General features: G+C 40.1%; 22 protein-coding genes. 5 read left to right on the top strand and 17 right to left on the bottom strand.

Annotated features, from left to right (window positions below; genetic code table 11):
- Positions 1–1197: 1197 nt before the first annotated feature.
- The 8 genes from GBI66_RS12240 to GBI66_RS12205 form a co-directional block, all read right to left on the bottom strand.
- Entirely contained in the window at positions 1198–2916 is a 1719-nt protein-coding gene (locus GBI66_RS12240; RefSeq protein WP_151716285.1) for a biotin carboxylase N-terminal domain-containing protein, read from the bottom strand.
- On the bottom strand, positions 2916–4499 hold the full coding sequence (locus GBI66_RS12235) for an urea amidolyase family protein (protein ID WP_151716281.1): 1584 nt from the start codon (positions 4497–4499) through the stop codon (positions 2916–2918). Before GBI66_RS12235 ends, GBI66_RS12240 begins: the two co-directional genes overlap by 1 nt.
- 33 nt (positions 4500–4532) lie before the next feature.
- Positions 4533–5348 carry a putative hydro-lyase gene (locus GBI66_RS12230; RefSeq protein ID WP_151716280.1) on the bottom strand — a complete coding sequence of 272 codons (816 nt, stop codon included), beginning with the start codon at positions 5346–5348 and terminating at the stop codon, positions 4533–4535.
- Positions 5349–5350: 2 nt separating this feature from the next.
- Positions 5351–6115 (bottom strand): LamB/YcsF family protein, encoded by a 765-nt coding sequence (locus GBI66_RS12225; protein ID WP_151716279.1) that lies wholly within the window; start codon positions 6113–6115, stop codon positions 5351–5353.
- A 35-nt stretch (positions 6116–6150) separates the two neighbouring features.
- Entirely contained in the window at positions 6151–7404 is a 1254-nt protein-coding gene (locus GBI66_RS12220; RefSeq protein WP_151716278.1) for an NRAMP family divalent metal transporter, read from the bottom strand.
- A 345-nt stretch (positions 7405–7749) separates the two neighbouring features.
- Complete coding sequence (mumR, locus tag GBI66_RS12215; RefSeq protein WP_005183446.1) at positions 7750–8661, bottom strand: LysR family transcriptional regulator MumR; 912 nt, start codon at positions 8659–8661, stop codon at positions 7750–7752.
- A 107-nt stretch (positions 8662–8768) separates the two neighbouring features.
- Positions 8769–9713, bottom strand: coding sequence for a DUF4424 family protein (locus GBI66_RS12210; protein WP_151716277.1), 945 nt, complete (start codon positions 9711–9713; stop codon positions 8769–8771).
- Between the two features lie 196 nt (positions 9714–9909).
- A complete protein-coding gene (locus GBI66_RS12205; RefSeq protein WP_151716276.1) occupies positions 9910–11436 on the bottom strand; it encodes a TerC family protein in 1527 nt (508 codons plus the stop codon).
- Between the two features lie 666 nt (positions 11437–12102).
- On the opposite strand from GBI66_RS12205, the gene mutS reads away from it, so the two are divergent.
- From mutS to GBI66_RS12185, 5 genes are all read left to right on the top strand, one after another.
- The gene (gene mutS / locus GBI66_RS12200) at positions 12103–14760 is read left to right on the top strand and encodes a DNA mismatch repair protein MutS (protein WP_151716275.1); all 2658 of its coding nucleotides are present in this window, start codon (positions 12103–12105) and stop codon (positions 14758–14760) included.
- A 135-nt stretch (positions 14761–14895) separates the two neighbouring features.
- Positions 14896–15072 (top strand): hypothetical protein, encoded by a 177-nt coding sequence (locus GBI66_RS19460; protein WP_171494304.1) that lies wholly within the window; start codon positions 14896–14898, stop codon positions 15070–15072.
- A 159-nt stretch (positions 15073–15231) separates the two neighbouring features.
- Positions 15232–15561: a ferredoxin FdxA gene (fdxA, locus tag GBI66_RS12195; RefSeq protein ID WP_005145598.1), complete on the top strand. Its 330-nt coding sequence runs from the start codon at positions 15232–15234 to the stop codon at positions 15559–15561.
- A 123-nt stretch (positions 15562–15684) separates the two neighbouring features.
- Positions 15685–16398, top strand: a complete 714-nt coding sequence (locus tag GBI66_RS12190) for a hypothetical protein (protein WP_005183462.1) — start codon at positions 15685–15687, stop codon at positions 16396–16398.
- A gap of 134 nt (positions 16399–16532) precedes the next feature.
- Positions 16533–17201: an O-methyltransferase gene (locus GBI66_RS12185; RefSeq protein WP_005183472.1), complete on the top strand. Its 669-nt coding sequence runs from the start codon at positions 16533–16535 to the stop codon at positions 17199–17201.
- A 119-nt stretch (positions 17202–17320) separates the two neighbouring features.
- Here GBI66_RS12185 and GBI66_RS12180 read toward each other — a convergent pair whose 3' ends face one another.
- The 9 genes from GBI66_RS12180 to lptC form a co-directional block, all read right to left on the bottom strand.
- Complete coding sequence (locus GBI66_RS12180) at positions 17321–18163, bottom strand: universal stress protein (protein WP_005183477.1); 843 nt, start codon at positions 18161–18163, stop codon at positions 17321–17323.
- A 106-nt stretch (positions 18164–18269) separates the two neighbouring features.
- A complete protein-coding gene (locus GBI66_RS12175) occupies positions 18270–18887 on the bottom strand; it encodes a chloramphenicol acetyltransferase CAT (protein ID WP_005183479.1) in 618 nt (205 codons plus the stop codon).
- Complete coding sequence (locus GBI66_RS12170; protein WP_151716274.1) at positions 18877–19479, bottom strand: YigZ family protein; 603 nt, start codon at positions 19477–19479, stop codon at positions 18877–18879. The genes GBI66_RS12175 and GBI66_RS12170 overlap by 11 nt, the downstream gene beginning before the upstream one ends.
- A gap of 92 nt (positions 19480–19571) precedes the next feature.
- Complete coding sequence (locus GBI66_RS12165) at positions 19572–20762, bottom strand: HlyD family type I secretion periplasmic adaptor subunit (protein ID WP_005183484.1); 1191 nt, start codon at positions 20760–20762, stop codon at positions 19572–19574.
- A gap of 17 nt (positions 20763–20779) precedes the next feature.
- A complete protein-coding gene (locus tag GBI66_RS12160; protein WP_151716273.1) occupies positions 20780–22903 on the bottom strand; it encodes a type I secretion system permease/ATPase in 2124 nt (707 codons plus the stop codon).
- Entirely contained in the window at positions 22900–24387 is a 1488-nt protein-coding gene (locus GBI66_RS12155) for a TolC family protein (protein WP_151716272.1), read from the bottom strand. The genes GBI66_RS12160 and GBI66_RS12155 overlap by 4 nt, the downstream gene beginning before the upstream one ends.
- 335 nt (positions 24388–24722) lie before the next feature.
- Positions 24723–25469 (bottom strand): LPS export ABC transporter ATP-binding protein, encoded by a 747-nt coding sequence (gene lptB / locus GBI66_RS12150; protein WP_005183491.1) that lies wholly within the window; start codon positions 25467–25469, stop codon positions 24723–24725.
- Positions 25469–26017 (bottom strand): lipopolysaccharide transport periplasmic protein LptA, encoded by a 549-nt coding sequence (lptA, locus tag GBI66_RS12145; RefSeq protein ID WP_005183492.1) that lies wholly within the window; start codon positions 26015–26017, stop codon positions 25469–25471. Before lptA ends, lptB begins: the two co-directional genes overlap by 1 nt.
- Positions 26001–26552 carry an LPS export ABC transporter periplasmic protein LptC gene (gene lptC, locus GBI66_RS12140; RefSeq protein ID WP_005183495.1) on the bottom strand — a complete coding sequence of 184 codons (552 nt, stop codon included), beginning with the start codon at positions 26550–26552 and terminating at the stop codon, positions 26001–26003. Before lptC ends, lptA begins: the two co-directional genes overlap by 17 nt.
- Between the last annotated feature and the right edge of the window lie 2 nt (positions 26553–26554).

Below are 26554 nucleotides of genomic sequence, written 5' to 3'. Positions count from 1 at the left end.
ATAGCCCCCTCACTCACCACCCCACCAATACTGCAAAAAAACTTTTTTTTGTGATATTAGTCACATATAGTTCTAAAAATCTACTGGAAAACTGAATAAAAAAATTATCATTTCACTAAAAAAAATTATCATTTCAAGGAAAGTTTGACGATTGTGAAGCTGTCGTTAACATAGGAGGCGACAAAAATTTATTTTTATTCTCTATCCAAATTTTTACGCGAGTGATAGCACACCTGAGTTTAATAATTATTTTATTTTTTTGTTTTACCAGCAAAACAAATTTATCTAGCTCAATTAAGAATGATCATTATCATAAATCTGTTGGGCTTGTTTTATAATTTGATGACTGCAATGAATCGACTATTCCTTTTCAACTTAAAAATAGATTTATACTTTTATTATTTTTCTATAAATCATATTTTAATTACCGATTAGAGAAAACTATCTCAACAAAGAAAAGTAAAAAAAATAGCAAAACAATAACCACAAGACTAAATATCAGAGAAAAACTCACAACAAAGTAAAAATCATTTATTTTTTCGGCGAAAAAAATAAAAATATAAATGAATAAGAAACTATAGCTAATATTTGTATTCCATAGACACATTGCAAGGATAAAAACTGTCTCACCTCTTAAAAATAATGCGCCACCATTATCCTCATCATTTTCATTCACTTTATCAAAATCTAATACTAATGGTTTCTTATATATCACGCCTACCCCTTAGTTCTATTATAAGAATAGACCTTACCCCCTTTGAATCCAAATTTATTAGCATTTAGCACATTAAAATTATCACTATTTACAAGAATTTATTACAAACACAAGCAATTTAATAAATATTTATCAATAAATTCATATATATAAGAAAAACACTATAACAAACTTATGTTTTCTCTCTACAATATGCAACAAATACAAAAAATTAAAGAATACAAACATTTAAAACCCAAAAGCTTAAAATTGGGCGATATTATTTTTAAATCACTATCGGCATGATTATTTTTTTTCATTGATATCTAACAGGTAGACAAAGAGTAACTCGACCAATAATAAAGTTTAACTTAAAAATAAATAAAGTAAAATTAACTATTTTTAATAACTCTTTATCCAACAGAAATAAGCAAAGAGATAAATCATTAGCGCTTTGCTTTTTTCTATTCTTCAATTTTAGCGATAGAGACTTGTTTCAAACATCACTCAATTATGCCAATAATTGATTCTGCCTGATAAGTACCACCCTGTTCTGCCACGATTTGCATAATACCACTACGATGTGCCAGTACCTGCACTTCCATTTTCATGGCTTCCATAATCGCAACCACTTGACCTTCGGTGACATGCTCACCATTTTCAACTCTCCAAGCGCTCATCACACCATTAATTGGGGCTAGTAAATGCTCGGCACTCATTTCTGGCTCGGCGGTTTGGGCTTGAACTGCGGCGGCTGGGCCTTGTGCAAACATACCCGCAGGTAAACCTAAACGATGTAACTTGCCATCAATTTCAATATAACTCAGTAACATCGGTTGTTGATGCTTTGGAATGCCGCGTTTGGTTGGCTTTAACTCTTGTTTAAAGTCATTTTCGATCCAACGCGTGTGTACATTAAATTCATCGGTAAAGTCAGGTTCATTGAGTACTGCACGGTGAAAGTCTAAAACCGAAGCTACGCCTTCAATTTTAAATTGCTTCAATGCACGCTTAGCACGGGCAATTGCAACTTCTCGGGTTGGGCCGGTGACAATCAGTTTTGCCATGAGTGAGTCAAAGTGGCTAGATACTAATGAGCCCATGCGAACACCTGTATCAACACGTACACCATGACCAAACGGCGCTTCAAATAAGCTCAGCACACCAAATGCAGGAATGAACCCACGTGCTGGGTCTTCGGCATTAATACGAAACTCAATCGCATGGCCTTGTACTTTTGGAGTTTCTTTAATCGAAAGCTCATGGCCCTGCGCCACGCGAATTTGCTCAACCACCAAATCGACTTTTGAGGTTTCTTCAGTCACTGGATGTTCGACTTGCAAACGGGTGTTTACTTCTAAGAATGAAAGCTTTCCGTCACGGCTCAGTAAATATTCAACTGTACCCGCACCCACATAGTTTGCGGCCTGACAAATGTTTTTTGCCGAGCTTAAAATTTGCTGATAAATCTCATCACTAATAAATGGCGCTGGCGCTTCTTCGACTAACTTTTGGTTACGACGTTGCAACGAACAATCACGTGTACCAAGCACTACAATATTGCCATGTTGATCAGCAATCACTTGTGCTTCGACATGACGCGGTTGATCGAGATATTGCTCGACAAAACACTCACCACGGCCAAAAGCAGCTTTTGCCTCACGTACTGCCGACTCATAAAGCTCTTTGACTTCTTCGAGTTTCCACGCAACTTTTAATCCACGGCCACCGCCACCAAACGCAGCTTTAATGGCAATCGGCAAACCAAATTTTTTGGCAAACTCTAAAGCTTCCTCTGCATTATTAAGTGGGTCTTGTGTACCCTGAACTAAGGGCGCACCAACTGAAGCAGCAATTTTACGTGCTTCGATTTTATCGCCTAGCTTTTCAATGGCACTTGGTGATGGCCCGACCCATTTTAAGCCCGCATCAATCACGGCTTGGGAAAATTCAGCACGTTCAGATAAAAAGCCATAACCTGGATGGACCATGGTCGCTTTGGATTTCTTTGCAATCTCGATAATGGCAGCAATATTTAAATAAGTTTCGCTAGCGGTAGCACCAGCCAAACCCCATGCTTCATCTGCAAGTTCCACATGCATGCTGCCAATATCATCATCTGCATATAATGCGACCGATGAAATGCCCATATCACGGCAAGCATGGACAATACGAACGGCAATTTCACCACGATTCGCAATCAATAATTTTTCTGTATTCATCATTCATTCTCAAAATCTGTAAATTCGGCAATTTTTTTAAATTTGATACGGCAACCTGCTGGAATCTGTGCTACCAAGTCCCAATGGTGTTTAGCAACAGAAGCAATGACTGGATATCCGCCCGTTAAAGGATGATCATTCATAAATAAAACAGGCTGACCACTCGGTGGAATCTGCAAAGCACCAATACATGTGCCTTCACTTTCCAGTTCATGGGTAATTTTGCGAGTTAAAGGCTGCTCACCTGAAAGTCTTAGCCCAACTCGGTTGCTTTCGTTCGTTACCAGCCATTCTTGTTGACAGAGCAGTTCAATACTGTCTTGTTCAAACCAGTCAGTGCGTGGCCCCATCATAATGTCCAACTCAACAACTTCGCCAGCTTGTGGCAAGTCACTTTTGCCTACTTCATTTACGCTAATGTTGGCAGCCCTCACCTGTCCTTGATAAATGGTATCTCCAAGCTTTAAAGGCTCTGGCCCTAACACTGCCAAGCTGTCAAACGAAGCACTATTGAGCACTGGTTCAACATCGATGCCGCCGCGAACTGCCAGACAGTTTCTTAAGCCTGCTGTCGGTGGCTGAATTTGAAATTCATCACCTTCGTCTAAATCAATCGGTTGATAGCTTGCAAAGTCTGCGCTTTGACCATCAGCAAATTTCACACGAATATTTGAAATGGCACCTGCAACTGCAATAACACCCGCAGACTGCATTTTTGCCTTTAAGCCACCATTTAAAACTTCAATAACGGGGGTATCGGTTGGATTACCTACAATACGGTTAGCACTATGCATGGCAGATGAATCCATTACACCTGCAACCCCAACTCCAATATTGGTCTGGTTTAAGCGCCCTTCGTCTTGAATCAACATCTGTAAACTTGGTGCAGTGATCGTAAATAACGGCACAGATTGTTTCGGCTCAACTGTACGGGTAATTTGCTGCGGTACACTCACAGTGGTTGGACGATGCGTGACATCTTCAAAATGTACGGTCATGCCCGGTAACAGTAATGCAGGATTTTTACGTTCTAAATCCCACATTTTTTCTGATGTAGTACCAATCAGCTGCCAGCCACCTGGGCTGTCTTTGGGGTAAATACCAGAGTATTTTCCAGCCAAGCCCAAAGAACCTGACGGTATTTTTTTGCGCGGAACCGTTAAGCGTGGAATATCGGTAAAGGGCTTATCGGGACTGCTCATATAAGCAAAGCCTGGCGCAAAACCAATAAAAGCCACATTCCATATGCTTTGGTGATGCGTTCTAATCACATCGGCAACAGACAAGCCTTGTAACTCGGCAACCTGAGCAAGGTCTTCACCATCGTAACGAATCGGCACAATCACTTCTTGGCTGCTACGCTCAAATCCAGAATCAACTTTAAGGCTTTGAATTGAAGCAACCAACGTTTTAAAATTGGTTGCAAGCTCGTTAAAAAAAACCAAAATTGTTTTTGCAGCAGGGACTAAGTCTTTAATTCCATTCAATTGCGTATGTTGCAATTTATTGTACAACGCCAAAGTTTCTTCTAGGCTCGCAAGCTCAATCAGGAAACAATCGGCGTTTACCGATAAAAAACGCATTTGCTTATCCTTATTAATTGTTCTTTAGTCCAATTAGCCCATCCAAGCACGGTCAGGAATGTCGGTAATCAACATGTGACCCGGTGCATGACTAATCGCAAAAGGAATTTTCGAGTTCATAATGGCTGCTTGCGGTGTTACCCCACATGCCCAAAACACTGGAATTTCACCCACCTCAATACGAGAAGCATCACCAAAGTCAGGCTTATTTATATCCAAAATTCCTAAGCTTTCAGGATGACCAATATGCACAGGTGCACCATGCACGCTTGGCATACGTGATGTAATTTTTACCGCTTCACTAATTTGATGCGATGGAATGGGTCGCATAGAAACCACCATGTTTCCTGAAATACGCCCTGCTGGTTCACACTGAATATTGCTCAAATACATCGGCACATTGGTGTCATCATGAATATGGCGAACTTCAATACCCGCTTCTTGCAAAGCGGTTTCAAATGAAAAACTGCAACCAATCAAGAAAGTCACCAAATCAGGATGAGCGTTATACATCTCGCTGGCATCGGTCACTTCATCGACCATTTTGCCCTCTTTCCAAATGCGATAGCGTGGAAAATCGGTGCGGATGTCTGAGTCTGCAGCAAGCTTGGTTGCATAAATACCTTCTTCGAGCACATCAAGCACTGGACAGCTTTGCGGGTTACGGTGTGCATAGAGTAAAAAGTCATACGCCCACTCTTTTGGCACCGAAATCATATTGACCTGCGTCATGCCAGCCGCCATACCTGCCGTTGGTTTATCAAAACCTGCACGGATTTTTAAACGCGCATCTAATGCTGCTTCAAGCTGAGCTGGGTCGACTTTAATATCCTTATACATTGTGCTCATCCTTATGCTTTATTTACAAACGGGCGGATTTCAATCTTGTTTTTTACAAGCTCGTCTTTAATGGCTGCCGACATTTCTAGTGCACCGTCAGTGTCGCCATGTAAGCAAATAGTGTCGGCTTGAATTGGGGTAAATACGCCGTCAATTGACTCGACCCCACCATTTTTAAGCATAGACACCACACGGCTCGCCACAAATGCCGAGTCGTGTAAAACCGCACCTTCTAGACGACGAGAGACCAATGAACCATCGCTGTTATAAGCGCGGTCTGCAAATGCCTCAGACACCACTTTTAAGCCAGCCGCACGTGCCTGCTCGACTAAGTTCGACCCAGCCAAAGCCACCAAAACCAGTTCAGGGTTGTACATCTTAATCGCATCAATCACTGCGGCTGCCTGAGCTTGATCATAGGCAATGGTGTTGTAGAGCGCACCATGAGGTTTAACGTATTGCACTTTTGAGCCAGCCACTTTAGCTAAGCCATCGAGTGCAGAAACTTGATACAGCACATCGGCAATCAGTTCGTCACGTGACACATCCATATTACGGCGGCCAAAACCAACCAGATCGGGATAAGACACATGCGCCCCAATCGTGACGCCCAATTCAACGGCTTTACGAACCGTTTTTAAAATCCCCAAAGGATCGCCTGCATGAAAACCACATGCGATATTGGCACTGGTCACCACAGGTAAAATCTGGTCATCATTGCCCATTTTCCAGGAGCCAAAGCTTTCGCCCAAATCACTGTTTAAATCTACAAACATGGCATCATTCCTTTTTCGCTGTACGATTAGCTGGCTTAAAGTTTGGTCAAATAGTTAAACACGGTCGTAAATGACATATAGCCCATCCACCACGTCAATACACAGGTGAGTGCGCCTAAAACAATTAACCATTTTGGATAATTATAATTGCCCATCAAGTCTCTACGGCAAGCCGCAACATACACAAAAATTGTAAGGCCAATTGGCAACACCAGACCGTTAAAACCACCTACAAAAATGAGTAGGCCTGCCGGAGTTGCACCCAATACCACATAGAGTAATAACGCCAATGCGATAAAGGTAATGGTTGTATAGTTGCTTTGTTTTGGTGTTAAGTTCTTTTTAAATGCACTAAAGAATGATACTGAAGTATATGCTGCGCCAATGGTGCTACTAATACCCGCTGCCCAGAAAATTAAACCGAATAATTTAAAACCGAATGTACCCGCTGCATATTGGAATGCTTGTGCTGCCGGATTGGCGTCATGGCTGGCTAAATCAATAGTTGCACCGCTCACCACCACGCCTAAGAATGCTAAAAACAATACGTAGCGCATGATACCGACAACAATAATGCCCTTGGTCGCAGCTTTAGCAACTTCATCGATATTTTCAGGGCCAACAGCACCTTTATCGAGTAAACGATGGGCACCTGCATAGCAGATATAACCACCCACCGTGCCACCGACAATGGTGGTAATAATGGCAAAGTCGATTTGATCTGGCGCAAAGGTTTGCTGTACCGCCTGCCCAACAGGAGGCATCACAATGACTGCCACAATGATGATCAGGATGATTTTCAACAATCCCAATACGATCATGCTTTTATCCATGGCAAGTGTGGCTTTTCTGGAGGCGAAAATCAAAATCGCCAATGCACCGCTGAGGATACCGCCCCATTTGGTATCCAGACCAAACAGTGCATTAAGACCTAATGCAGCACCTGCAATATTTCCGATACTAAAGAAGAAACCGCCTAGAATCACCAGAAATGCAAGTAAATAACCACTGCCTGGTAAGGCCTTATTGGCGATATCGGATGCACGCATTTGCGTGAGCGTCACTACACGCCAAATATTCTGCTGCACCACATAATCAATCAAAATTGAAACTAAAATGGCAAAACCAAATGCGGCACCTAATTTCACTGTAAACACAGCAGTTTGGGTTAAAAATCCGGGTCCCATGGCAGAGGTTGCCATCATAAAAATGGAGGCGACAATGGCCCATTGGCGATCTGATAGCAAAGAAGATTTCAGTAAAGACATATTGATGCGTTCCTCATCCATTTGAGCTCAATAACGCTATTTTTGACTTGATCCAAGAGCATCATTTTGTTTATAAACGATCTTCTTTAATCCTTTTTAAATCACAAAGATTCCCTGTTCTCCCACTCAGCGATGGGTAATAAAATCTTCTCGTTCAAATAAAAACATATGCAAGCCAACTGAACAATACGACTTTTTAGATATAAAATTAAAACCAATCCATTGAATTTAATTACTTTTTATTTATGATTAGTTCGAAGATAAATTTTACTTATCACTCCTGATAAGCTGCTTTTATAATTTTTTAACTCAGCAGCTGTTGGATTCCCACATACACGGCTCTTACAGAAGCTTACTTTAAGCACCTCAAATTTTTATTTTCTCATTCAAGCTTTTCATCGCGCTTTCAGAAACCATCACGGCGACATCGGTTAATTTTTCTTTCAATGCAGCATCATTACCTTGAATATAAATTGAGGTAAAGTGAAAGGTTTTTAACTTGATTGGCGTATTTAATATTTCTAATCGACCATCGGTAATTTCTTTTAAAGCGGTTAAGGTCGGCACCACAGCGATCCCCAAGCCTTGTTCAGCAAGACGTAACAAGGTTGCCAAAGAATAACTGGTGATCGAAAGTGGCTCATCTAGCCCCTGTTCCTTCATTTTTGCTTTCAGCTCTTTATAGGGGTAGGTAATTTTTGGATAGGTTAAAATGGTATGTGACATTAAGGTCTTAAATGACATTTGAGCAATCCCCCCTTTAAATGAAGGTGAAGCCAAGAAGCTGAGTTCAAAATCACACAATGCCTGTTCAATACATTCAAAAGCCAGCGTTGGTCCAAGTAAAAAGGCCATATCCAGATCACCTGTGCGTACACCTTCTTGTAAATTTGGAGTCAAATCAACCACGATTTCTACAGAAACTTTAGGGAATTCTTGCTGAACTTTCTCGATATATTCCACCAACCATGTGTAGACAATGGTTTCCGATACGCCCAAACGAATTGTGCCAGTCAAATGCTGATTTTCAGTTAATTCTGCGATCAGTTCAGTTTCTAAACGCATCAACTTTTCAGCATATTTAAATAAGGTCATCCCCTTATGCGTGGGTTTCAGTTGACGAAAACTTCGATCTAAAACTTTAAATCCTAAGTCATTTTCAATAGCAGTGATTTTCTGTGATACCGCAGGCTGGGTGGTTTGTAATTTTGTCGCTGCCTTATTAAAACTATTCAGCGTCACCACCCAGTAAAATGCTTCCAGATTCTTTAAATTCACGTTCAATCCTGAGTTAAATGTCCCTTTCTAACTCGATAGTATGAGAGTGAAAAGCCTGATTAAGCTACTTATTTATTGATTTTTCTTGCAGTCATTTGCAAACCGACTTATTTCACTCTTACAAAAATAATATCCAAATCCTGCTTGGGAACGAAGTTACGCTTGGTCATCTGAAATTGAGTTGGACTAATTTTTTCGACTTTGCCATTCCAACAAAATGAAACCAATTCATTCTTATCACGCTCAATCGTCAATTTAAAATTTTCAATCGGTTTAGCCCAATTTGCACCTGTGGTCAGAATATAGCTTAAAGCGTTAAACGGTGAATTTTCTGCTTTGGCTTTTTTTAAGCCTTGTTTAAATTGCGCATCCATACAAAAGTTCTGATTGTATTCATCAGGATATAGCGCAACAGAACCACCCACCAAAGGTTGATATTGATGCTGAATTTTGGTCAACGCATTGGCTTTAAAGGTCTGCTTCCAACTATAAATCACTTGAGATGACCATGGAATTTCATCATCTTTTTTAAAATTCGCCAATATCTTCCGTATTTGTGGCTGCTTACATCGCTTTAATTTATCGACAAAATAGCTATAGTCATCATTGTTACGCATCCAAGGATTAAGCATCTCTGTTTGGCTAAAACCACATTGTTTAAATACATCTGTTGCATCAATTAACGGTGACTTTTCATCTCTTTGGATAAAGGTGCGCACATGCATTTCTGGCTGAATATTTTGACCATCAACAATAATTTTAAAGCTTTTTAATAGTGCTTCGGTATGGGCAAAATCCGAATCAAAGAAGTTATCAATACGTGGTAAGGGAAACAAAATGGTTTCCGTCACATCTTTATTGCTTAAATTTTTATAAAGGTAATCCACTTTAATCAGCTTCTTACTAATAAATAAATCTTCACTTTGCATCGCAACATGCGCATTTTTAAGATAGGCCACTCCGCCTGTACCCACATAGCCCGTTGAATCATTGGCTAGGCTATAGGTCGGTATTTGCAGCAAAATAGAACATGCCAAGATGATTTTTTTCATTTTTTAGTGTCCAATTTAAGACTGTCATTATCAGGATCAATCATAACGGCTTAAAGGTGCATATGTTTACTTTTTTACTTATTGTACATTTAAAAAAGGAGCAGTCTGTTGATCACAAACTACTCCCCTGATTCAGACTTTTATATTCGAGTTCAAAATTTTATCAAACCCTGAACGCTGCTTTTAGCAAGATGATTTACTTTAATCGAATCATTACCGTTTTAATCCGATTGCTCTCCATCTCGACCACTTCAAATTGTAAGTCCTGATAGTCCAGCATTGAGCCGACTTCCACTAGGCCATTACTTTTATCGAGAATAAGTCCCGACACGGTAATATAAGCGGTCTCTTCATCGACTAAATCGACGCCTAACTGTAATTCAAGTTGATACAAATCTAAAGTGCCTGAAGCTTTCCAAGTGCTTTCATCAACTTGAATCAAATCAAGCTGTTCATCTGCATCTGGAAACTCACCCGCAATGGCTTCAAAAACGTCTAAAGGTGAAATCACACCCTGCACATTTCCAAACTCATCATTGACCAGTACCAATGAACCTTTGGAAGTTCGCAATGTATTGATCACATCAATCACTTTCATTTTTTCAAAAATAAAAATCGGACGTTGTGCTTTGATCAAAGATTTTAATTGCGTTTCATCATCCAACACATCCAAAATTTCCTTGGCGCGAACCACACTCAGAACTTTGTCTAAGCTGCCTCGACAGACTGGAAATAAGCTATGCGGTACAGATAAAACCTGCTCTCGAATTTTCTCAGGCGTTTCATCAATGTTAATCCACGATATTTGACTACGTGGCGTCATGATTGATGCGACAGATCGTTCTGCCAGCATTAATACCCCACCAATCATATAACGTTCTTGATCATCAAATGTGTCTTGCGCTTCCAAATGTTGCTGCGGATTTGTCGCAGTGGTTTCAGCCTTGCCACCCATGAGCTTTAAAATCGTATCTGCGGTTCGATTCCGTAACGGAATCTTCGACTCATGCTTGGAACGGTTACGTTGCGTAAACTGATTAAATGCCTCAATGACAATCGCAACACCAATACCCGAATAGATATAACCTTTAGGAATATGGAAACCAAAGCCTTCGGCAATTAAGCTAATACCAATTAACAGTAAAAAGCTTAAGCAGAGAATGATGACGGTTGGGTGTCGATTCACAAACTCCGTTAATGGTTTAGAAGCAAGCAACATCACCAGCATGGCCACAACCATCGCCACCATCATGACGTAGATATTATCCACCATACCAATGGCAGTAATCACCGAGTCTAATGAGAACACGGCATCCAATACGACAATTTGCGCTACAACTGCGGTGAAGCTCGCATAAACCACATTGGTGGTAATTTTGACTTCCGCTTTGCCTTCCATCCGTTCATGTAATTCACTTACCGCCTTATAGAGTAAGAATAAACCACCGAATAAAAGAATCAGATCACGTCCCGAAAAAGACCAGTCAAAAATAAAAATAAGCGGTTTGGTTAAGGTGACTAACCAAGAAATAGCGAACAATAAGCCCAAACGCATAATCAATGCGAGAGATAAACCAATGATTCTGGCTTTATCACGTTGGGAAGGAGGAAGTTTATCTGCCAAAATGGCAATAAAGACGAGATTATCAATCCCTAAAACAATCTCTAAAACGATCAGAGTAAGCAAACCTACCCAAATCCCTGGATCTAATAAAAATTCCATTATTTACTCCTTAAACAAAAACAAGGAGTCATGAAATTGTATTTTAAATTTGTACCCGGCGAGGGATCCATTTATGTTGACCTTTTTGACAATAGTTGCTCTGATTATGCCTAATCTTTCAGGATTGAGTTTATTTTTTTAAGAATCATATATAAGCTAAATAAAGATGAACAAATCAATTAAATATCAACATGATATACAGAATTAAAGTTTATAGTTTAATTATTTTTTGAATAATTTGTTACACATTTTAAACACTGATATTCGCAATAAAACCCATTAAACCAAACAATTAAGGACATTATTTTTCAGATTTAAAAGAGACCTAAGCAAACAATCTAAGCTATTTTTGCTTACCAATTTTAATGCTATGGCGACACTTGGCCGATTACTCTAGTTCATCGAGTACCATTCTTTTGCCGTTTATTTCTTCACACATCGCGGATTCCTTTTTGTGAATCTTTCTCAATTTGTTAAGATGAGCGACTGAGGAAGTCATTTAATTTCTCATACCCTGTTGACTCAATTTTGACAGAAAAGAAAGCCTTGGAAAGGTATACTTCCTTCGCAATTAAGTCGAATTTTACAGTGGCTGTTAGAATTGGCGAGACAGCCAAACGTTCAAATTACACTTATTTATTATTTAAATTTAAGGATTTAACATACATGAATAGCGCTGAAATCATGGCTGACCTTTCATCTCATACGCCGATGATGCAGCAGTATCTCAAAGTCAAAACAGACTATCAGCATGCATTGCTGTTCTACCGTATGGGTGACTTTTACGAGCTATTCTTTGAAGATGCGCATTTAGCAGCCAAACTTTTAGGTATTACCCTGACTCATCGTGGCAAAGCCAGTGGTCAACCGATTCCAATGGCTGGCGTTCCTTATCATGCAGCAGAAGGTTATCTCGCGCGTTTAGTCAAAGCTGGACGTACTGTCGCGATCTGTGAACAAGTCGGTGAAGTCACAGGCAAAGGTCCTGTAGAACGTAAAGTTGTCCGTATTTTAACGCCAGGAACCTTAACCGATGATGCCTTACTTGGCAGCTATCAATCGTCAAATCTAGTCGCACTATGTATTCAACAAAATCAAATTGGTTTTGCTTTGCTCGACTTGAGCGCAGGTATTTTTAAAGTTCAACAACAAGACTATAAACCGGAACAACTTGCAATAGAGCTGGCGCGTTTAATGCCAAGCGAAATCCTCATTGACGAAGATCTTATTGATAAAAATATTATTGAACAGATTAAGAAAAATCTGGACTGTCCAATCACCAAACGTCCAAACGTTGATTTTAATTTAAATAATGCGCAAAAAACGTTGTGCGATCAGTTGAGTGTTTCAACGTTATCTGGGTTTGGATTAGATCCGATTCCACTCGCGAAAGCAGCCGCCGCGGCATTGATTCACTATGCCAAAGAAACCCAAAAAACAGCTTTACCGCATATTCGTTCAATTCAAATTGAACAAAGTACAGACTTCATTGCACTTGATCCAATCACGCGTCGTAATTTAGAAATTATTGAACCGTTGTTTGATCATGGTACATCGCTGTTCCAATTGATTAATGACTGCCAAACAGCGATGGGCGGACGCTTACTGAGCCGCACGTTAATGCAGCCTATTCGTGACACTGCGGTTTTAGATGCGCGTCTTGATGCAACCGAACAATTGTTAAAGGGCTATCATGAATCACCGCTTCGTCTAGTTTTAAAAGAAATTGGCGATATTGAACGTGTACTGAGTCGTGTTGCGCTAGGCAGCGCTCGTCCACGAGATTTAGTACAACTGCGTCAAGCTTGTGCACAAATCCCTTTCCTACGCCACGCCTTAGATCCTGTTTTAAAAACCCAGCAATCTAAGTTATTAGTTCAATTAGATGAAGAGCTTGGCGACTTTAAGAGCCTGCATCAACATTTGATGGCTGCAATTGTTGAAAGCCCTCCCGTATTGTTACGTGATGGCAATGTAATTGCAGAAGGTTATGATGAAGAACTAGATGAGTTACGTAAAATCCGTGATCATGCTGGGCAATTCCTGATTGACTTGGAAATTAAAGAGCGCGAACGTACTGGGATCAATACCCTGAAAATCGGCTACAACCGTGTCAGTGGTTATTATATTGAACTCACTCGTGCGCAGGCAGAACAAGCACCAGCAGACTATATTCGTCGTCAAACCCTCAAAAATGCTGAGCGTTATATCACGCCAGAACTGAAAGGCTTTGAAGATAAAGTTCTTTCTAGCGAATCACGTGCCCTCGCCCGTGAAAAACTTTTGTTTGAATCATTACTCGATGAATTGCGTCAAAAAATTGCGCATTTGCAGATGATGAGTGCTGCAATTGCCTATATTGATGTGCTTGCAAACTTTGCACATCAAGCTCGACTCAACAATTGGGCTAGACCAGAATATACGCCTGAAACCAGTATCAAAATTCAGGCAGGTCGCCACCCTGTTGTTGAAGCTTTAAATAAGGCACCTTTTACACCGAATGATACCTTCCTAGATAGCCAACACCGTATGGCGATTATTACAGGGCCAAACATGGGCGGTAAATCGACCTTTATGCGTCAGACTGCCTTGATTAGTCTGCTTGCGTATTGCGGTAGTTTTGTACCTGCTAAATCAGCAAAACTGGGTTCGATTGACCGTATCTTTACTCGTATTGGTTCTGCTGATGATTTATCGACAGGTAAATCTACCTTTATGGTCGAGATGACTGAAACTTCTCAGATCCTGCACCATGCCACCAGTCAGTCTTTAGTGCTGATGGATGAGGTTGGTCGTGGTACCAGTACCTATGACGGTCTTTCTTTGGCTTGGGCTTGCGTTGTTGATTTAACCAAACGGGTTAAATGCCTCTGCCTATTCGCAACACATTACTTTGAGTTGACTGAATTGGGTAGCGAAGCGGGCATTGATAACTATCATGTTACCGCCCAAGAACTGAACGGTAATTTAATTTTGCTGCATAAAGTTCAACATGGCCCTGCCAGCCAAAGTCATGGTTTACAAGTTGCCAAATTAGCAGGTATTCCTGCCAACGTGATTAAAGAAGCACAAAAACGCTTGAAGATTCTAGAAAAACAACAGCATCAACATTTGCAAAGTAGCGTGCAAAATGATTTGTTTAGTGCTGTTGAACATGAGATCGAAACTCAAGTCGTTGAGAAAGTGATTGAGGTTGAAGCAAAATCTCCTGCATTAGAGTTGTTACAAAATATTGATGTAGATGACCTGACACCACGTCAGGCACTTGAACAACTTTATCAATTGAAAGCTTTATATAAGACAACTCAAACACTTGAAAGTTGATCTACCCGAAGAAGCTCTATCATGAATGATAGAGCTTCTTTACATAGCTGCGCTTAAAAGGAACAATTGCTCACCGACTCACCCTGCCAACCATGCTATTCCTGTATCAAAACCATATATGTAGAGGAAAAAATCATGTCTCGTGGTGATAAATCTGCTTATACAGCAAAACAGAAAAGGCAAGCGAAGCACATTGAGGAAAGTGAATTGCAACAAGGCCACTCTCAGGAAGAAGCTGAACGTATTGCTTGGGCAACCGTCAATAAACAAGATGGTGGCGGCTTAAAAAAGAGACACAAATCGAGTCATTAAGTCTGTTTTTGAGAGTTATTATCAACAAAAGTCATATAAATAAGTCCATTTCATTGATACGAATAATAAATATCAATAAAAGGAATTGTTTATGTCGGTCTTTTTTGCCTAAAATACACCATTGAAGATGAAAACCATATTTTTTAGGTAGCTGCCGCCATGACCTTCGTTGTCACTGAAAATTGTATTAAATGTAAATATCAAGATTGTGTTGAAGTTTGTCCTGTTGACTGCTTCTACGAAGGTCCTAACTTCCTTGTAATCAATCCAGATGAATGTATTGATTGTGCACTCTGTGAACCTGAATGCCCTGCAAATGCAATCTTCTCTGAAGATGAATTACCAGAAGGTCAAGAAGTCTTTATCGAGCTCAATGCTGAATTATCAGAAAAATGGGCGGGTAATAACATCACGCAAATTGGTGAACAACCAGCTGACCGTGAAGATTGGAATGGCAAACCAGACAAACTACAATATTTAGAAAAATAATTGAAATGGCCAGTAATACTGGCCTTTTTTATACCTGAATCACACATTTCTTTGCAATTACATCATTATTCATGCGCTATTTTGCATTAAAATAATACGCCTACAGATTTGAACTGCCTTTTTATGATGCGAAATAAATTACAGGGTCTATTATCATTATTTATCATCCCTGTGATGATGGTGGGTTGTACCAGCTCCACAACAAAAGTAAATCAAAACCAAGGTAAAAGAATTTATATCCCACAAGAACAAGTCACTTTTACACGCCCAATTCCCAATAAAGTTGAACCAGCCTCTTACCGCCAATGGCTCAATCAAGGCGACAACTATGCACGTGTCCGTGAATACGAGCAATTCCTAAACCGTAATAATGTAGCCCATATTGTTCCAAGTTTTGAGTTGCTACGTACTGCACGAGACTGGCAAAAATGCGGTCGTTCAGAATATATGGTGCCTAACCGTGAGTTATGGGGAAATGCCCTTCCAACCTTACGTGTCTTTAAATATCTTGTCGCAGCAAAAGTCTTAACGGATTTTGAAGTTACTTCAGTCTATCGTGATTTACCACTAAACCAGTGTGCTGGTGGTGCAGGTTCTTCAAAGCACTTATTCAATTCGGCTATCGATTTCCGCATCGGGCCAGAATATCCTCAGCCACAAGACTATGCTTTTATTGAACAAACAAAATTCAAGTTATGCCAATTTTGGGCGCAGCATGGTCAAAGCCTAGATTTAGGTATTGGTTTATATAGTTCTGGTCAAATCCATATTGATACCCAAGGCTATCGAACTTGGGGGCCAGACCTTACTCGAAACAGTTCAATGTGTAATTTCTAAAACAGATATCACCATAAAAAGAGATCTAAATGATCTCTTTTTTGTTTCATGATGATGATTCATACAGCAATCAAATTGCACTCTGAGCATAAATGTTTAAAATGCAGCTAACAGATTCATAGGTAAACTTGATTATGCAACAGATGTGGACCGAGATTGATGACTATATCAATTCACATTTAATTCCCACAGACCCAAGACTTCAACATGCGTTAGACAATACCGATACTCAGGGCTTTTCTAATCATTTGGCTGTTGCACCTAATCAAGGCATGTTTTTGCAAATGTTGATTCAGATGAATCAATGCAAACGCGTATTAGAACTCGGTACATTCGGTGCATATAGTACCATTTGGCTAGCCAAAGCCCTTCCTGAAGATGGCTATCTACTGACGGTTGAAGGACGTGATACGCACGTCATCATTGCTCAGGAAAATATTGACTATGCCAATATGCCAACCAACATCGAACTCAAAAAAGGCCGTGGTGCAGATATCATGAATCAGCTGATTGCTGAAGGCAGCGAAGCATTTGATTTGATATTTATTGATGCCGATAAGCAAAGCTACCGAGAATATTTTGAACTCAGTCTGAAACTGTCTCATCCAGGCACAATCATTGTATTAGACAATGTGATTCGTGCAGGTGCGATCATTGATGAAAATAATAAGAAACCAAGTATTGAAGGAATCCGTGAAGCATTCACGGCTTTGAAAGATCATCCTCAGTTGCTTTCTTGCACGGCTTTGCAAACGGTTGGTTCAAAAGGTCATGATGGTTTTGCCATTGCAATCGTAAAATAGAGATTAAAAAACAACCTATTTAATTTAGTTGTGTAATATCAACAAATTATATTTATCTCCAGTGCTTTTCCATACAGTTATCCACAGGAATTGCGGATAACTATATGGAATAAAATGAATCACTTAGCAACTAATAGTGGAACATTTGCATTTCGGAAGATCGTTGTCGTGATACTGCCCAAGAAGAATTGGTGAATTTTACTGTGGCTAAATGCACCCAGTACAATCAATTGAATATCATGTTCTCTTTGATATTCAAGAATATTTTGTGCCACATCACCATAACGATAGACTGAAACCACTTCCAGACCTGCATCAGTGAGGTACTTTTCAGGTTCAGCCAACATTTCTGGGTGATCACCTACATAAAGCAAATGGCATTGTAATGTTTTCAACAAATCACTTTGTGCAATACGTTGCAACATCTTTTGGCAGGTCGGTGAATATTCATAAGCAAAGATAAAGCGTTTTGGTGGCTGGAAATGTTCCCCAACAGTAATAACCGTACAATTTGCACCACGAATAAAGTTTTCAACATTACTTCCAATTGGCTTGTTCTTCTCAGCAGCACGCTCACCCACTCGACCGATAATCACCACATCATTTTCATTGAGAAGATTAAAGCTTTGTTCTAGGAAGTCGCCTTTTTCTTGAATTTTGGTGCTCGTTAGGCCGTATTGTTTTTCAATCAATTCGGAAATGTGTTTGAGTAAATTATTACTATAATCGAGCGCTAACTCACTTTGTTTCTGTTCCAACTCTGCAAGTTCTTTGAGCAGCATGGCATTGCTTTCAAAGCCAATCACGCCACTGATTTCACCTAAATGATAACTAGCTGGGTAATAGTCCAAGATTTGCAACAGTACCAACTCTCTTTGCGTTTGTTTCGCAACCCATACTGCGGCTTCTGCAACAGCATCAATGCAGGGTGAAGAATCAATACATGCAATTACACGGTTCATTTTCGCCTCTCTCTAGGTATGTACCTTAGGTCTTCTACTTATTTTTAACTTAACATAGATAAAAGCATGGTGGGTTAAATTTATGTATCGAATCTCATACACTTTTTTATTCGCTTCGGTAACGAATTAATTTTGCGGGGTTCCCTGCAACCACTGCATAATCCTCAACATTTTTGGTCACCATACTGTTCATTCCCACTACAGCATGATCGCCAATTTTGATTCCATCTTTAATTCCAACGTGTGCTCCTAGCCAGACATCTCGACCAATCTCAATGCCTTTAGACGTAACAGGTTGTTGATAGATCGGACGATCCATTTCCATCCCATGATCAAATGCATATAGATGACTATAAGCCGCAATTCGAACTTGATCATGCAACTTAATCCCTGTACGACCGCCATCCAAAATACAATGATGGTTAATTGCCACTTCATTGCCAATTTCTAAAGGGCCATGCAAAGTACAATCTGCAGCAATAAAGGTATTATCTCCGATACTGATCTTGCGACCACGTTCAGCAAAGATATGGGCCAAGGGTGAAATAAAGCAGTTTTGACCGATTTCAACCGTTTCCATATCCATCAAATAGGCTTGGTACTCGGCTTGCCATGCTTCAGCCCATTCGCGATGTTTGGGTTTTAAAGTCCAATATAACCACGGCATATAGTTCAAACGATGCTTATGCTGCTCTCGGTATTTTAATAAAGGATCATTCATCATGTGCCTGTTCCTCTAGGACTTTCAGTTGCTCACGTCCTCTACTCACATCTTGCAGTTTTAACCTTAATGGCTCAATTTGATGCACTTGAACTCGCGCCTCAATCACGACACCTGTTTCGGTATATTGTTCTTGATACTCGATCTGTTGCTGCATCAGCTCATATTGCATAATCGCCCATTCATTGAACAAACACGCAAAACGAATTTCTTTCTTTTCAATCAATTCGATTTTTTCTGCCAAGAGCAAACATTGTCCTGCGCAACCACCGTAGGCACGAACCAAACCACCTGTACCCAGTTTAATTCCACCATACCAACGATTCACCAATACAATCACATTGGTTAAATCATTACCTTCAATGGTGGCAAGTATTGGCCGCCCTGCTGTTCCTGAAGGCTCGCCATCATCATTAAAACGGACATGATGGCCGATCTTCCATGCCCAGCATTGATGCGTGGTGGACAAGTCTTTGTTTTGTTCTAAAAAACTTTTCACTTGTTGTTCATTTTCAACAACTGCTGCGATCGCTTGGAAACGACTTTTTTTAATGTCTTCTTCAAAAGTTACCGAACTGGCAAGGGTGAATGGCATAGAACATAAATAAAAATTTAAAACGTGATTATAGCTTTTTACAGCACAAATAAAAAACCTCGCATGATGCGAGGTTTTTTATCAATGGTAAATTAGCGTTCGCGTAAAGCTTCTTTGGCTTTATTAAACGGTTTCAACAAGTAATCCATAATGGTTTTTTGTCCAGTACGAATATCAACAGTTGCCACCATACCTGGGGTAATGCTGAAAGTTTTACCGGCTTTGTTGTATAAACGGTCTGAGTCAGTACGAATATACACACGATAATAGAATTGATCCTGCTTCACCTCATCACGAATGGTATCTGGTGAAATCACAGTAACCTTACCATTTAGACCACCATAAATAGAATAATCATAGGCTGTGATTTTGACTAAGGCTTCTTGCCCTGGATGGATAAAAGCAATATCTCGTGGTGAAATACGCGCTTCAATCAGCAACTTATCCTCTAAAGGGACAATCGTCATGAGCTTACCATTTTGAGGAATGACCCCTCCTAATGTTGTGACATCAATTTCTTTCACGACACCACGTACAGGCGCTTTAAATACTGCACGTGACAAGCTGTCATTACGACCGTTCACCACTTGTTGTTGAGTTTGTATATCCGTATTGGCCTTAGATAATTCTTCGCGAGCCTTTACATAATATTGATTTCGTGTGTCATTGATTTTATTGTTTAAATCGTTAGCTTCTCGCTTTAAACGCAATACTTCAACCTCACTGGCTGCTCCTTTTGCGACCAAGGGTTCAGTCATCGCAAGCTCTTGTCTTACCAGTTTAGCGGCCTGTTCATACCCCTCAATGGACTGGTCTAAATTGGCACGGCGTGATACATAGAGTGCCGTCTCTTCCTGTACAAGCTTAGGATTTTTTTGAACTTCTTCAGGGAAGCTTAAAGGTGTACCATTTACTTCAGCACGTAAACGCGCTGCGGTTGCCTGCGCAGAAATCAATAAAGATTTAGATTCCCCAACATTTGATGCAAGGCGAGTAGGATCAAGCTGTGCAAGCACTTGCCCCTTTTCAACGATGTCTCCTTCATTCACATCTAGCTTGGTGAGAATTCCCCCTTCGAGTGATTGAATAATTTGCTCTTTTGAAGATGGAATAACCTTACCAGTACCTGTTGAAACTTCTTCTAGATTAAATAACCACGCCCAGATTAAGAGAGAAAGTAAGCCAATCCCAATCATCCAAACAACGAGTGTCGAACGAGGTAACTTAGGTTCCTTATAAGTTACATTCATTGGACGACTGCTGTTTTGTTGTTGTTCACTCATACATTTTCCTCTAAATATTAAACTATTTTTTGTTTTATAGATGATTGTTGTAAAACTTGGTCTACTGGTCCATCCATGACAATTTTGCCTTCATTCATGACAATAATTCGATCAACCAATTCCAAGACAGCACGTCGGTGCGTTGCAACGACTAAAGTTCGATAGCCTAACCAAGTTCTCAAATGATCAATCAGTTGTTTCTCAGCCACATCATCAATCGCAGCTGTCGGCTCATCCAACAATAAGATGTTCGGTTGACGAATTAATAGACGTGCTAATAATAAAGCTTGTCTTTGTCCTCCAGAAAAGCCAACGCCCCCTTCTAAAACCAAATGGTCCAACCCTTCTTTCTTCTCATGTACAAAGCTGAGTGCTCCAGTAACTTTCAGGGCTTTTAAGATGTCTTCATCACGTGCTAAAGGCGCACCAAGGGTCAAGTTTTCACGAATGGTGCCATAAAATAAATGCGAGTTTTGATTCAGTAAGCCCATATCGCGACGAACATCAGCAGGGTCAATCAAGCTAATATCCAAATCATCTAAATGTACTGAACCTGCATTTGGAAATTGCATCGCAGATAAAATCTGCAAGAGTGTTGATTTACCCGCACCATTACGCCCCAAGACCGCAATACGTTCACCTGCACGAATTTTAAGATGAGGAATTGCAAGGCTTGGTCGTGGATCATCTTCAGTATATTGAAATGCAACATTTTTCAGTTCGTAGTCACCATGCAATACTTCTTTATGAACCAAGTGTGCTTGATCGGCCTGATCGACTGGTTTCTTCATCAACTCATCAAGGCCTTTTTTCGCTACTTTAGCCTGTTGTAAACGGCCTAAAATTCCTGTGATTTGTGAAATCGGTGCCAACATACGAGAAGATAAAATCGAACAAGCAACCAATGCACCAGTCGTCATATCTCCTTTCATGACTGCAAAACAACCAACCAAAATCACAGCAGCATACGTTAATCCCTGAATTTTTTGTGTCCAAGCAGTGAGCACACCCACAATCTTGCGCTGCTGCATACTGATATCAGCAGACACTTCATTCATGTGATTCCACTGATTTTGGAAACGAGACTCCGCACGCAATAACTTAATATCTTCAATCCCTTGCACTGCTTCAACCAAGATTGCATTACGAATCGAAGATTCGCGCATCCCTTCTTGTGCCAACTGTGCCAATTTCTTTTGAGCCAAAATCGCAGGTAAAATCATTAAAGGAACAACCAATAACATCACCCAGAATAAGTTGCCGCCAATCACCGCAAAAATCGCAAGGAATAAGAAGAAGAATGGTAAATCTGCAATTGCACCCATCGTTGTTGAGGTAACCAGCTCACGCACACCCTCTAATTCACGAATTTGTGAAATAAAAGTTCCTGTTGATTTAGAGCGTTCGCTGTTTTTAATTCTTAGTGCATGACCAAAAACACGATCTGAAATGCGTAGATCCGCACGTTTACCTATAATGTCGGAAATGTAAACACGGGATAGTCTTAACACAAACTCAAAAATGGCCGCAATCAGTACACCACCTGCCAGTACCCAAAGCGTAGGAACTGATTGTGATGGCACCACACGGTCATAGACTTGCATGGAAAATATGATCGTTGCTAATGCCAGAATATTCGCAATCATCGACGCCAGCATGATATCGATATAGCGTTTCCAGTCTTGCAATACAATCGACCAGAACCAGCTTTGCTCAAAGGGTTTGATGTATTCATCAACACGTGCATCAGGCACAGACTGTTCAGGACGTAGTACATATACATTTTTAATAATATGTTTTAACGCACCGACTGCAAATTTCTGTGATAAGCCTTGATCACCACTAAGCTGGATACTGACATGACCCGCTCCATCAGCCTTATCAATTACGCCGACTTGTCCATCAGCCAATTCTACAAGAACAGGTAATCTCCAAGGGTTGATCACCTCATTGGTAAAAGCAACTTTTCTTAGGTTTAAACCAATCTGTCGACTGATGAGTACCAAAACTTCATCCAAATTTTGGTTCTGGTTCCAGTCGAGTTGTAAGCGAATCCGTTCCTCAGAGGGTTCAATTCGATAATGCTTGGCAATGGTTAAAATTGCTTGTAACCATGGCTGATAAGTTATTTTTGTAATCATGGTTGTACCTCAAATCCTTGAATTTTTATATTATTGAGGTCATAGGCCTGCCGAGAACGTCCTGTTGCAGCAATATACTGTGCGATACTGCTGTAAATGTCATAACGTGCTGTTTCTGCCTCTGAATTCGCACTATGAATCGCCTGTTCTGCATTGAGCAGATCGACCAAAGTTCGTGTTCCCAATTTATATTGTTCTTGATAAAGTTCTCGGGTTCGTATTGTTGTTGCTTGTTGTCCTGCCAACACCTGCATTTGGCGTTGCTTATTTTCAATTTGTTCTCGACTGGTTCTGATCTGATCCAGTACTTTTAAATAAACTGCATTCACCTGTGCTTTTGCTGCCTCTTCAGCAAAACTGGCAGCTCTTGTTTTCGAGGAGGTTGCTCCCCCTTGATAAAACTGGCTACTGGCTTCAAACATAATAGCACTATCAAAGCCACCCTCTTTATCATTGCCTGGATTTCGTCCATGCAAAGCCTGACTCAGTTCGCCTTTTAAAGCGAGTGTTGGATAATTACTTACCTGTGTCTGTAATTTTTGATTACGTGCCACTTCAATTCCGGCCTGCGCTGCAATCATTTGTGGAATGGTATTAAACTGCGGTGCTGCATATAAATCGGACTGTTTCACAAACTCATCTGAAATCGCCCATTGTGTATTACGTGCATCAAATCCTAACAAGGTATACAAATGTTGCTGATATTGGCCCAATAAGGATTGTTGCGCGATCATCGCGGATTGCGCAGACTGCAAATATGATTGTGCTTGTATTGGATCGGCCTGACTACTAATTCCTGCATTTGCTCGCAGGTTTGCCATTTCTTGAATACGTTTAATCCCTGCAATCTGCTGATTGGCAATTTGGATTAGCTTTTGATAACGCTGAATATTAATGATGGTTTGTGCGGCATCTAAGGAAATATCATCAATTTTTACCAGCACATTGGCTTGTCCAACTAAAACTTTAGCTTTTTCGACATCCACTCCCGATTTAACTTTGCCAAAGTCATAGATCATTTGAGTTGCGCTTAAGGTCAGTAACTGTTGACCACGCGTACTTTTTTTACCTAAGTCACCTGTACTTATTCCGCCACCCACTTGTGGGTAGTAACCCGCCTTTGCAACGTCAATATTTGCATTTTGCGAAGCCAGTGCTGCAATTCCCTGAGAAATTTCAGGATTACGCTGTACAGCAATCTGTACGGCATCTTTCAATACTTTCCGTTGATTTTGCCAAAAAGCGGCAGGAGCCGTATCTTGTGGACGTCCAGAACCAACAACTGGCAAATCACTGCCCAGTGAGGCATCTACAGAGAAATTACTCAATTTCTGCATTTGAGCCACTTTAAACTCATCACTACTTTTGGGGACAAAAAGCTTAGAAATATTGTTCTTTAAAGTGTGATACTGTTCACTTGGTGTTGTTGCATGAGTCATTGGCACAGATAAGGTTGCTACATAAAGTAACCACTTAAAATCCATACTTTTTTTCCATGATCCATTATTCACTTTTATATCATTCTGCAAGTTCATATTTTTTTCGTATTGTTATCATTTCAGCATTTTCATTTTAAGCATTTTTTTATAAAAAACACTACGTTCGACACACAATTTAGTCGCTAGATATGTGTATATTTTTGTAAATCAGTTCACATTTTTATAGATTATGCCAAGATAATTAAATTTATAAAATAGTTATCTATCAACATATTATTTTAAAATTGGCATATTTCCTTTTAGACGATTCAAGATTTTTAAAATTTAGACATAAAAAAAGAACCTTACGGTTCTCCTTTTAAAAGTGACAATCGGTTGATTTAAACGACGAAGTCATCACCTAAATACACTTTACGTACTTGCTCATTATCTAGAATTTCTTGTGGTGTGCCCTCTGCAATTACAGACCCTTCACTCACAATATAAGCTTTTTCACAAATTGCTAAAGTTTCGCGAACGTTATGGTCAGTAATCAAAACACCAATCCCACGATCTTTAAGCGTCTGGATAATATCTTTGATATCACCAACAGAGATTGGGTCAACCCCTGCAAAAGGTTCATCTAGTAACATAAACTTTGGATCAGCTGCTAGAGCACGTGCAATTTCAGCACGACGACGCTCACCACCTGACACGCTCATTCCTAATGAATCTTTAATATGATTGATTTTAAAATCATTTAATAATTCATTGAGGCGTTGCTGACGCTGTTGCTTATTCAAATCTTTACGTGTTTCTAAAATTGCCATGATGTTTTCAGCAATCGTCAACTTTCTAAAGATTGAAGCTTCTTGAGGCAGATAACCAATGCCCTTACGCGCACGCTCATGCATCGCAAGATCAGACAAATCAAGGTTATCTAAATGAATCTCGCCTTTGTCCATACGAACAAGACCAACGACCATGTAAAAGCTTGTGGTTTTACCAGCACCATTCGGTCCAAGCAAACCCACAATCTGTCCACTTTGCATGGTAAAAGACACATCTTTTACCACCCAACGTTTACTGTAGTTTTTGGCTAAGTGCTTAATACAAAGCGTTTGCGGTTGCTGCACCGATTGTTCCATTAATCACGCGCCCCTGGAAAACTTTTTGAACTTGAAGGTGGAATAATAATTTGCACACGATTGCTTGAAGAACCTTGTGCTTCAACATCACCTTTGTTCATGCTGTATTTTAAGCTATTACCACGAATACTTGAGCCATCCTGCAACAGATAAGCCTTACCAGTTAAGGTAAGAATACCCGTATCCGCGTTATACACGATTGTCTGTGCTTCGCCACGAGCTAAACCCTTATTAGCATCCATTTGCTGCTGGAATTTTGCTGGCTGCCCTTTCGCTGTGATAATTTGAATCTCTTTTTTGCTATTTAAATTTGCCACAATCGAGTCAGCCTGAAGCTTCATCGTACCTTGCTCAATCACAACATTGCCCGTGTAAGTGGTCACACCACTTTTATCGTTATATGTTGCGCGATCAGCAACCAAAGAAAGCTGTTGATTACGATCTGATGGCAATGCAAAGCTAGCCGTAGAAGAAAGCGCAACAACGGCAATACAAGTGACTTGTTTCAGGAAAGTAGAACGAGATTTTGAATTAAGAACTTGGCGCATACTTTCCTCGAATTTTATAAAATTCATATTGACCATTATTTAAATTAGCCTTTAGACCTTGACTCACAAACTCAGCTGACGGCGATTGAACCGTAACCTGATGCTGCGTTTCAAGCTCTCTTGTTTTTGGGTAACCTGTGAGTTCATCCGTATGAAACTCCATTTTGTTTCCCTGATCGGACAATTTTGTCGCAACGACATCGCCAAGTAATATGACTTTACTGTTGTCATCAAAACCATTGGCTTGTTTTGCATAAAACGTTGCGTCAGGTTTGCCCTGTTTGTACATTACCGCATTCAGTTGATCAAGCTTAGATGTTTTCAATTGCATATTTTGTTGCAACTGTTTGACTTCAGCTCGGATATACAAATTACCTTGCTCATCCGTTTGGGTTAAATGAACACCCTGTGCTGAATACGTCATATTCTTTGCAGAATCGACATCCAGCTTTTTTGCTTTGCCGCTGTAATAGTAATAGCCACCACTGACAGCAGCAACGGCAACAGCAACAACATATAAAATTTTGGTATCCATAA

The organism is Acinetobacter sp. TUM15071 (assembly GCF_008980925.1).
Lineage (GTDB): Bacteria > Pseudomonadota > Gammaproteobacteria > Pseudomonadales > Moraxellaceae > Acinetobacter > Acinetobacter dispersus.
The sequence above is the reverse complement of the archived record's forward strand: the minus strand, read 5'-3'. Positions and strand labels throughout refer to the sequence as shown.

Coding starts and splice junctions, on each gene's coding strand:
- mutS (WP_151716275.1), top strand. CDS start 12,103: ATGAATAGCGCTGAAATCATGGCTGACCTTTCATCTCATACGCCGATG.
- lptA (WP_005183492.1), bottom strand. CDS start 26,017: ATGCGCCAAGTTCTTAATTCAAAATCTCGTTCTACTTTCCTGAAACAA.
- GBI66_RS12230 (WP_151716280.1), bottom strand. CDS start 5,348: ATGAGCACAATGTATAAGGATATTAAAGTCGACCCAGCTCAGCTTGAA.
- GBI66_RS12210 (WP_151716277.1), bottom strand. CDS start 9,713: ATGAAAAAAATCATCTTGGCATGTTCTATTTTGCTGCAAATACCGACC.
- GBI66_RS12170 (WP_151716274.1), bottom strand. CDS start 19,479: ATGCCATTCACCCTTGCCAGTTCGGTAACTTTTGAAGAAGACATTAAA.
- GBI66_RS12240 (WP_151716285.1), bottom strand. CDS start 2,916: ATGAATACAGAAAAATTATTGATTGCGAATCGTGGTGAAATTGCCGTT.
- GBI66_RS12205 (WP_151716276.1), bottom strand. CDS start 11,436: ATGGAATTTTTATTAGATCCAGGGATTTGGGTAGGTTTGCTTACTCTG.
- GBI66_RS12165 (WP_005183484.1), bottom strand. CDS start 20,762: ATGAGTGAACAACAACAAAACAGCAGTCGTCCAATGAATGTAACTTAT.
- GBI66_RS12160 (WP_151716273.1), bottom strand. CDS start 22,903: ATGATTACAAAAATAACTTATCAGCCATGGTTACAAGCAATTTTAACC.
- GBI66_RS12220 (WP_151716278.1), bottom strand. CDS start 7,404: ATGGATGAGGAACGCATCAATATGTCTTTACTGAAATCTTCTTTGCTA.
- GBI66_RS12190 (WP_005183462.1), top strand. CDS start 15,685: ATGATGCGAAATAAATTACAGGGTCTATTATCATTATTTATCATCCCT.
- GBI66_RS12225 (WP_151716279.1), bottom strand. CDS start 6,115: ATGTTTGTAGATTTAAACAGTGATTTGGGCGAAAGCTTTGGCTCCTGG.
- GBI66_RS12180 (WP_005183477.1), bottom strand. CDS start 18,163: ATGAACCGTGTAATTGCATGTATTGATTCTTCACCCTGCATTGATGCT.
- GBI66_RS12155 (WP_151716272.1), bottom strand. CDS start 24,387: ATGGATTTTAAGTGGTTACTTTATGTAGCAACCTTATCTGTGCCAATG.
- GBI66_RS12235 (WP_151716281.1), bottom strand. CDS start 4,499: ATGCGTTTTTTATCGGTAAACGCCGATTGTTTCCTGATTGAGCTTGCG.
- lptC (WP_005183495.1), bottom strand. CDS start 26,552: ATGGATACCAAAATTTTATATGTTGTTGCTGTTGCCGTTGCTGCTGTC.
- GBI66_RS19460 (WP_171494304.1), top strand. CDS start 14,896: ATGTCTCGTGGTGATAAATCTGCTTATACAGCAAAACAGAAAAGGCAA.
- lptB (WP_005183491.1), bottom strand. CDS start 25,469: ATGGAACAATCGGTGCAGCAACCGCAAACGCTTTGTATTAAGCACTTA.
- fdxA (WP_005145598.1), top strand. CDS start 15,232: ATGACCTTCGTTGTCACTGAAAATTGTATTAAATGTAAATATCAAGAT.
- GBI66_RS12175 (WP_005183479.1), bottom strand. CDS start 18,887: ATGATGAATGATCCTTTATTAAAATACCGAGAGCAGCATAAGCATCGT.
- GBI66_RS12185 (WP_005183472.1), top strand. CDS start 16,533: ATGCAACAGATGTGGACCGAGATTGATGACTATATCAATTCACATTTA.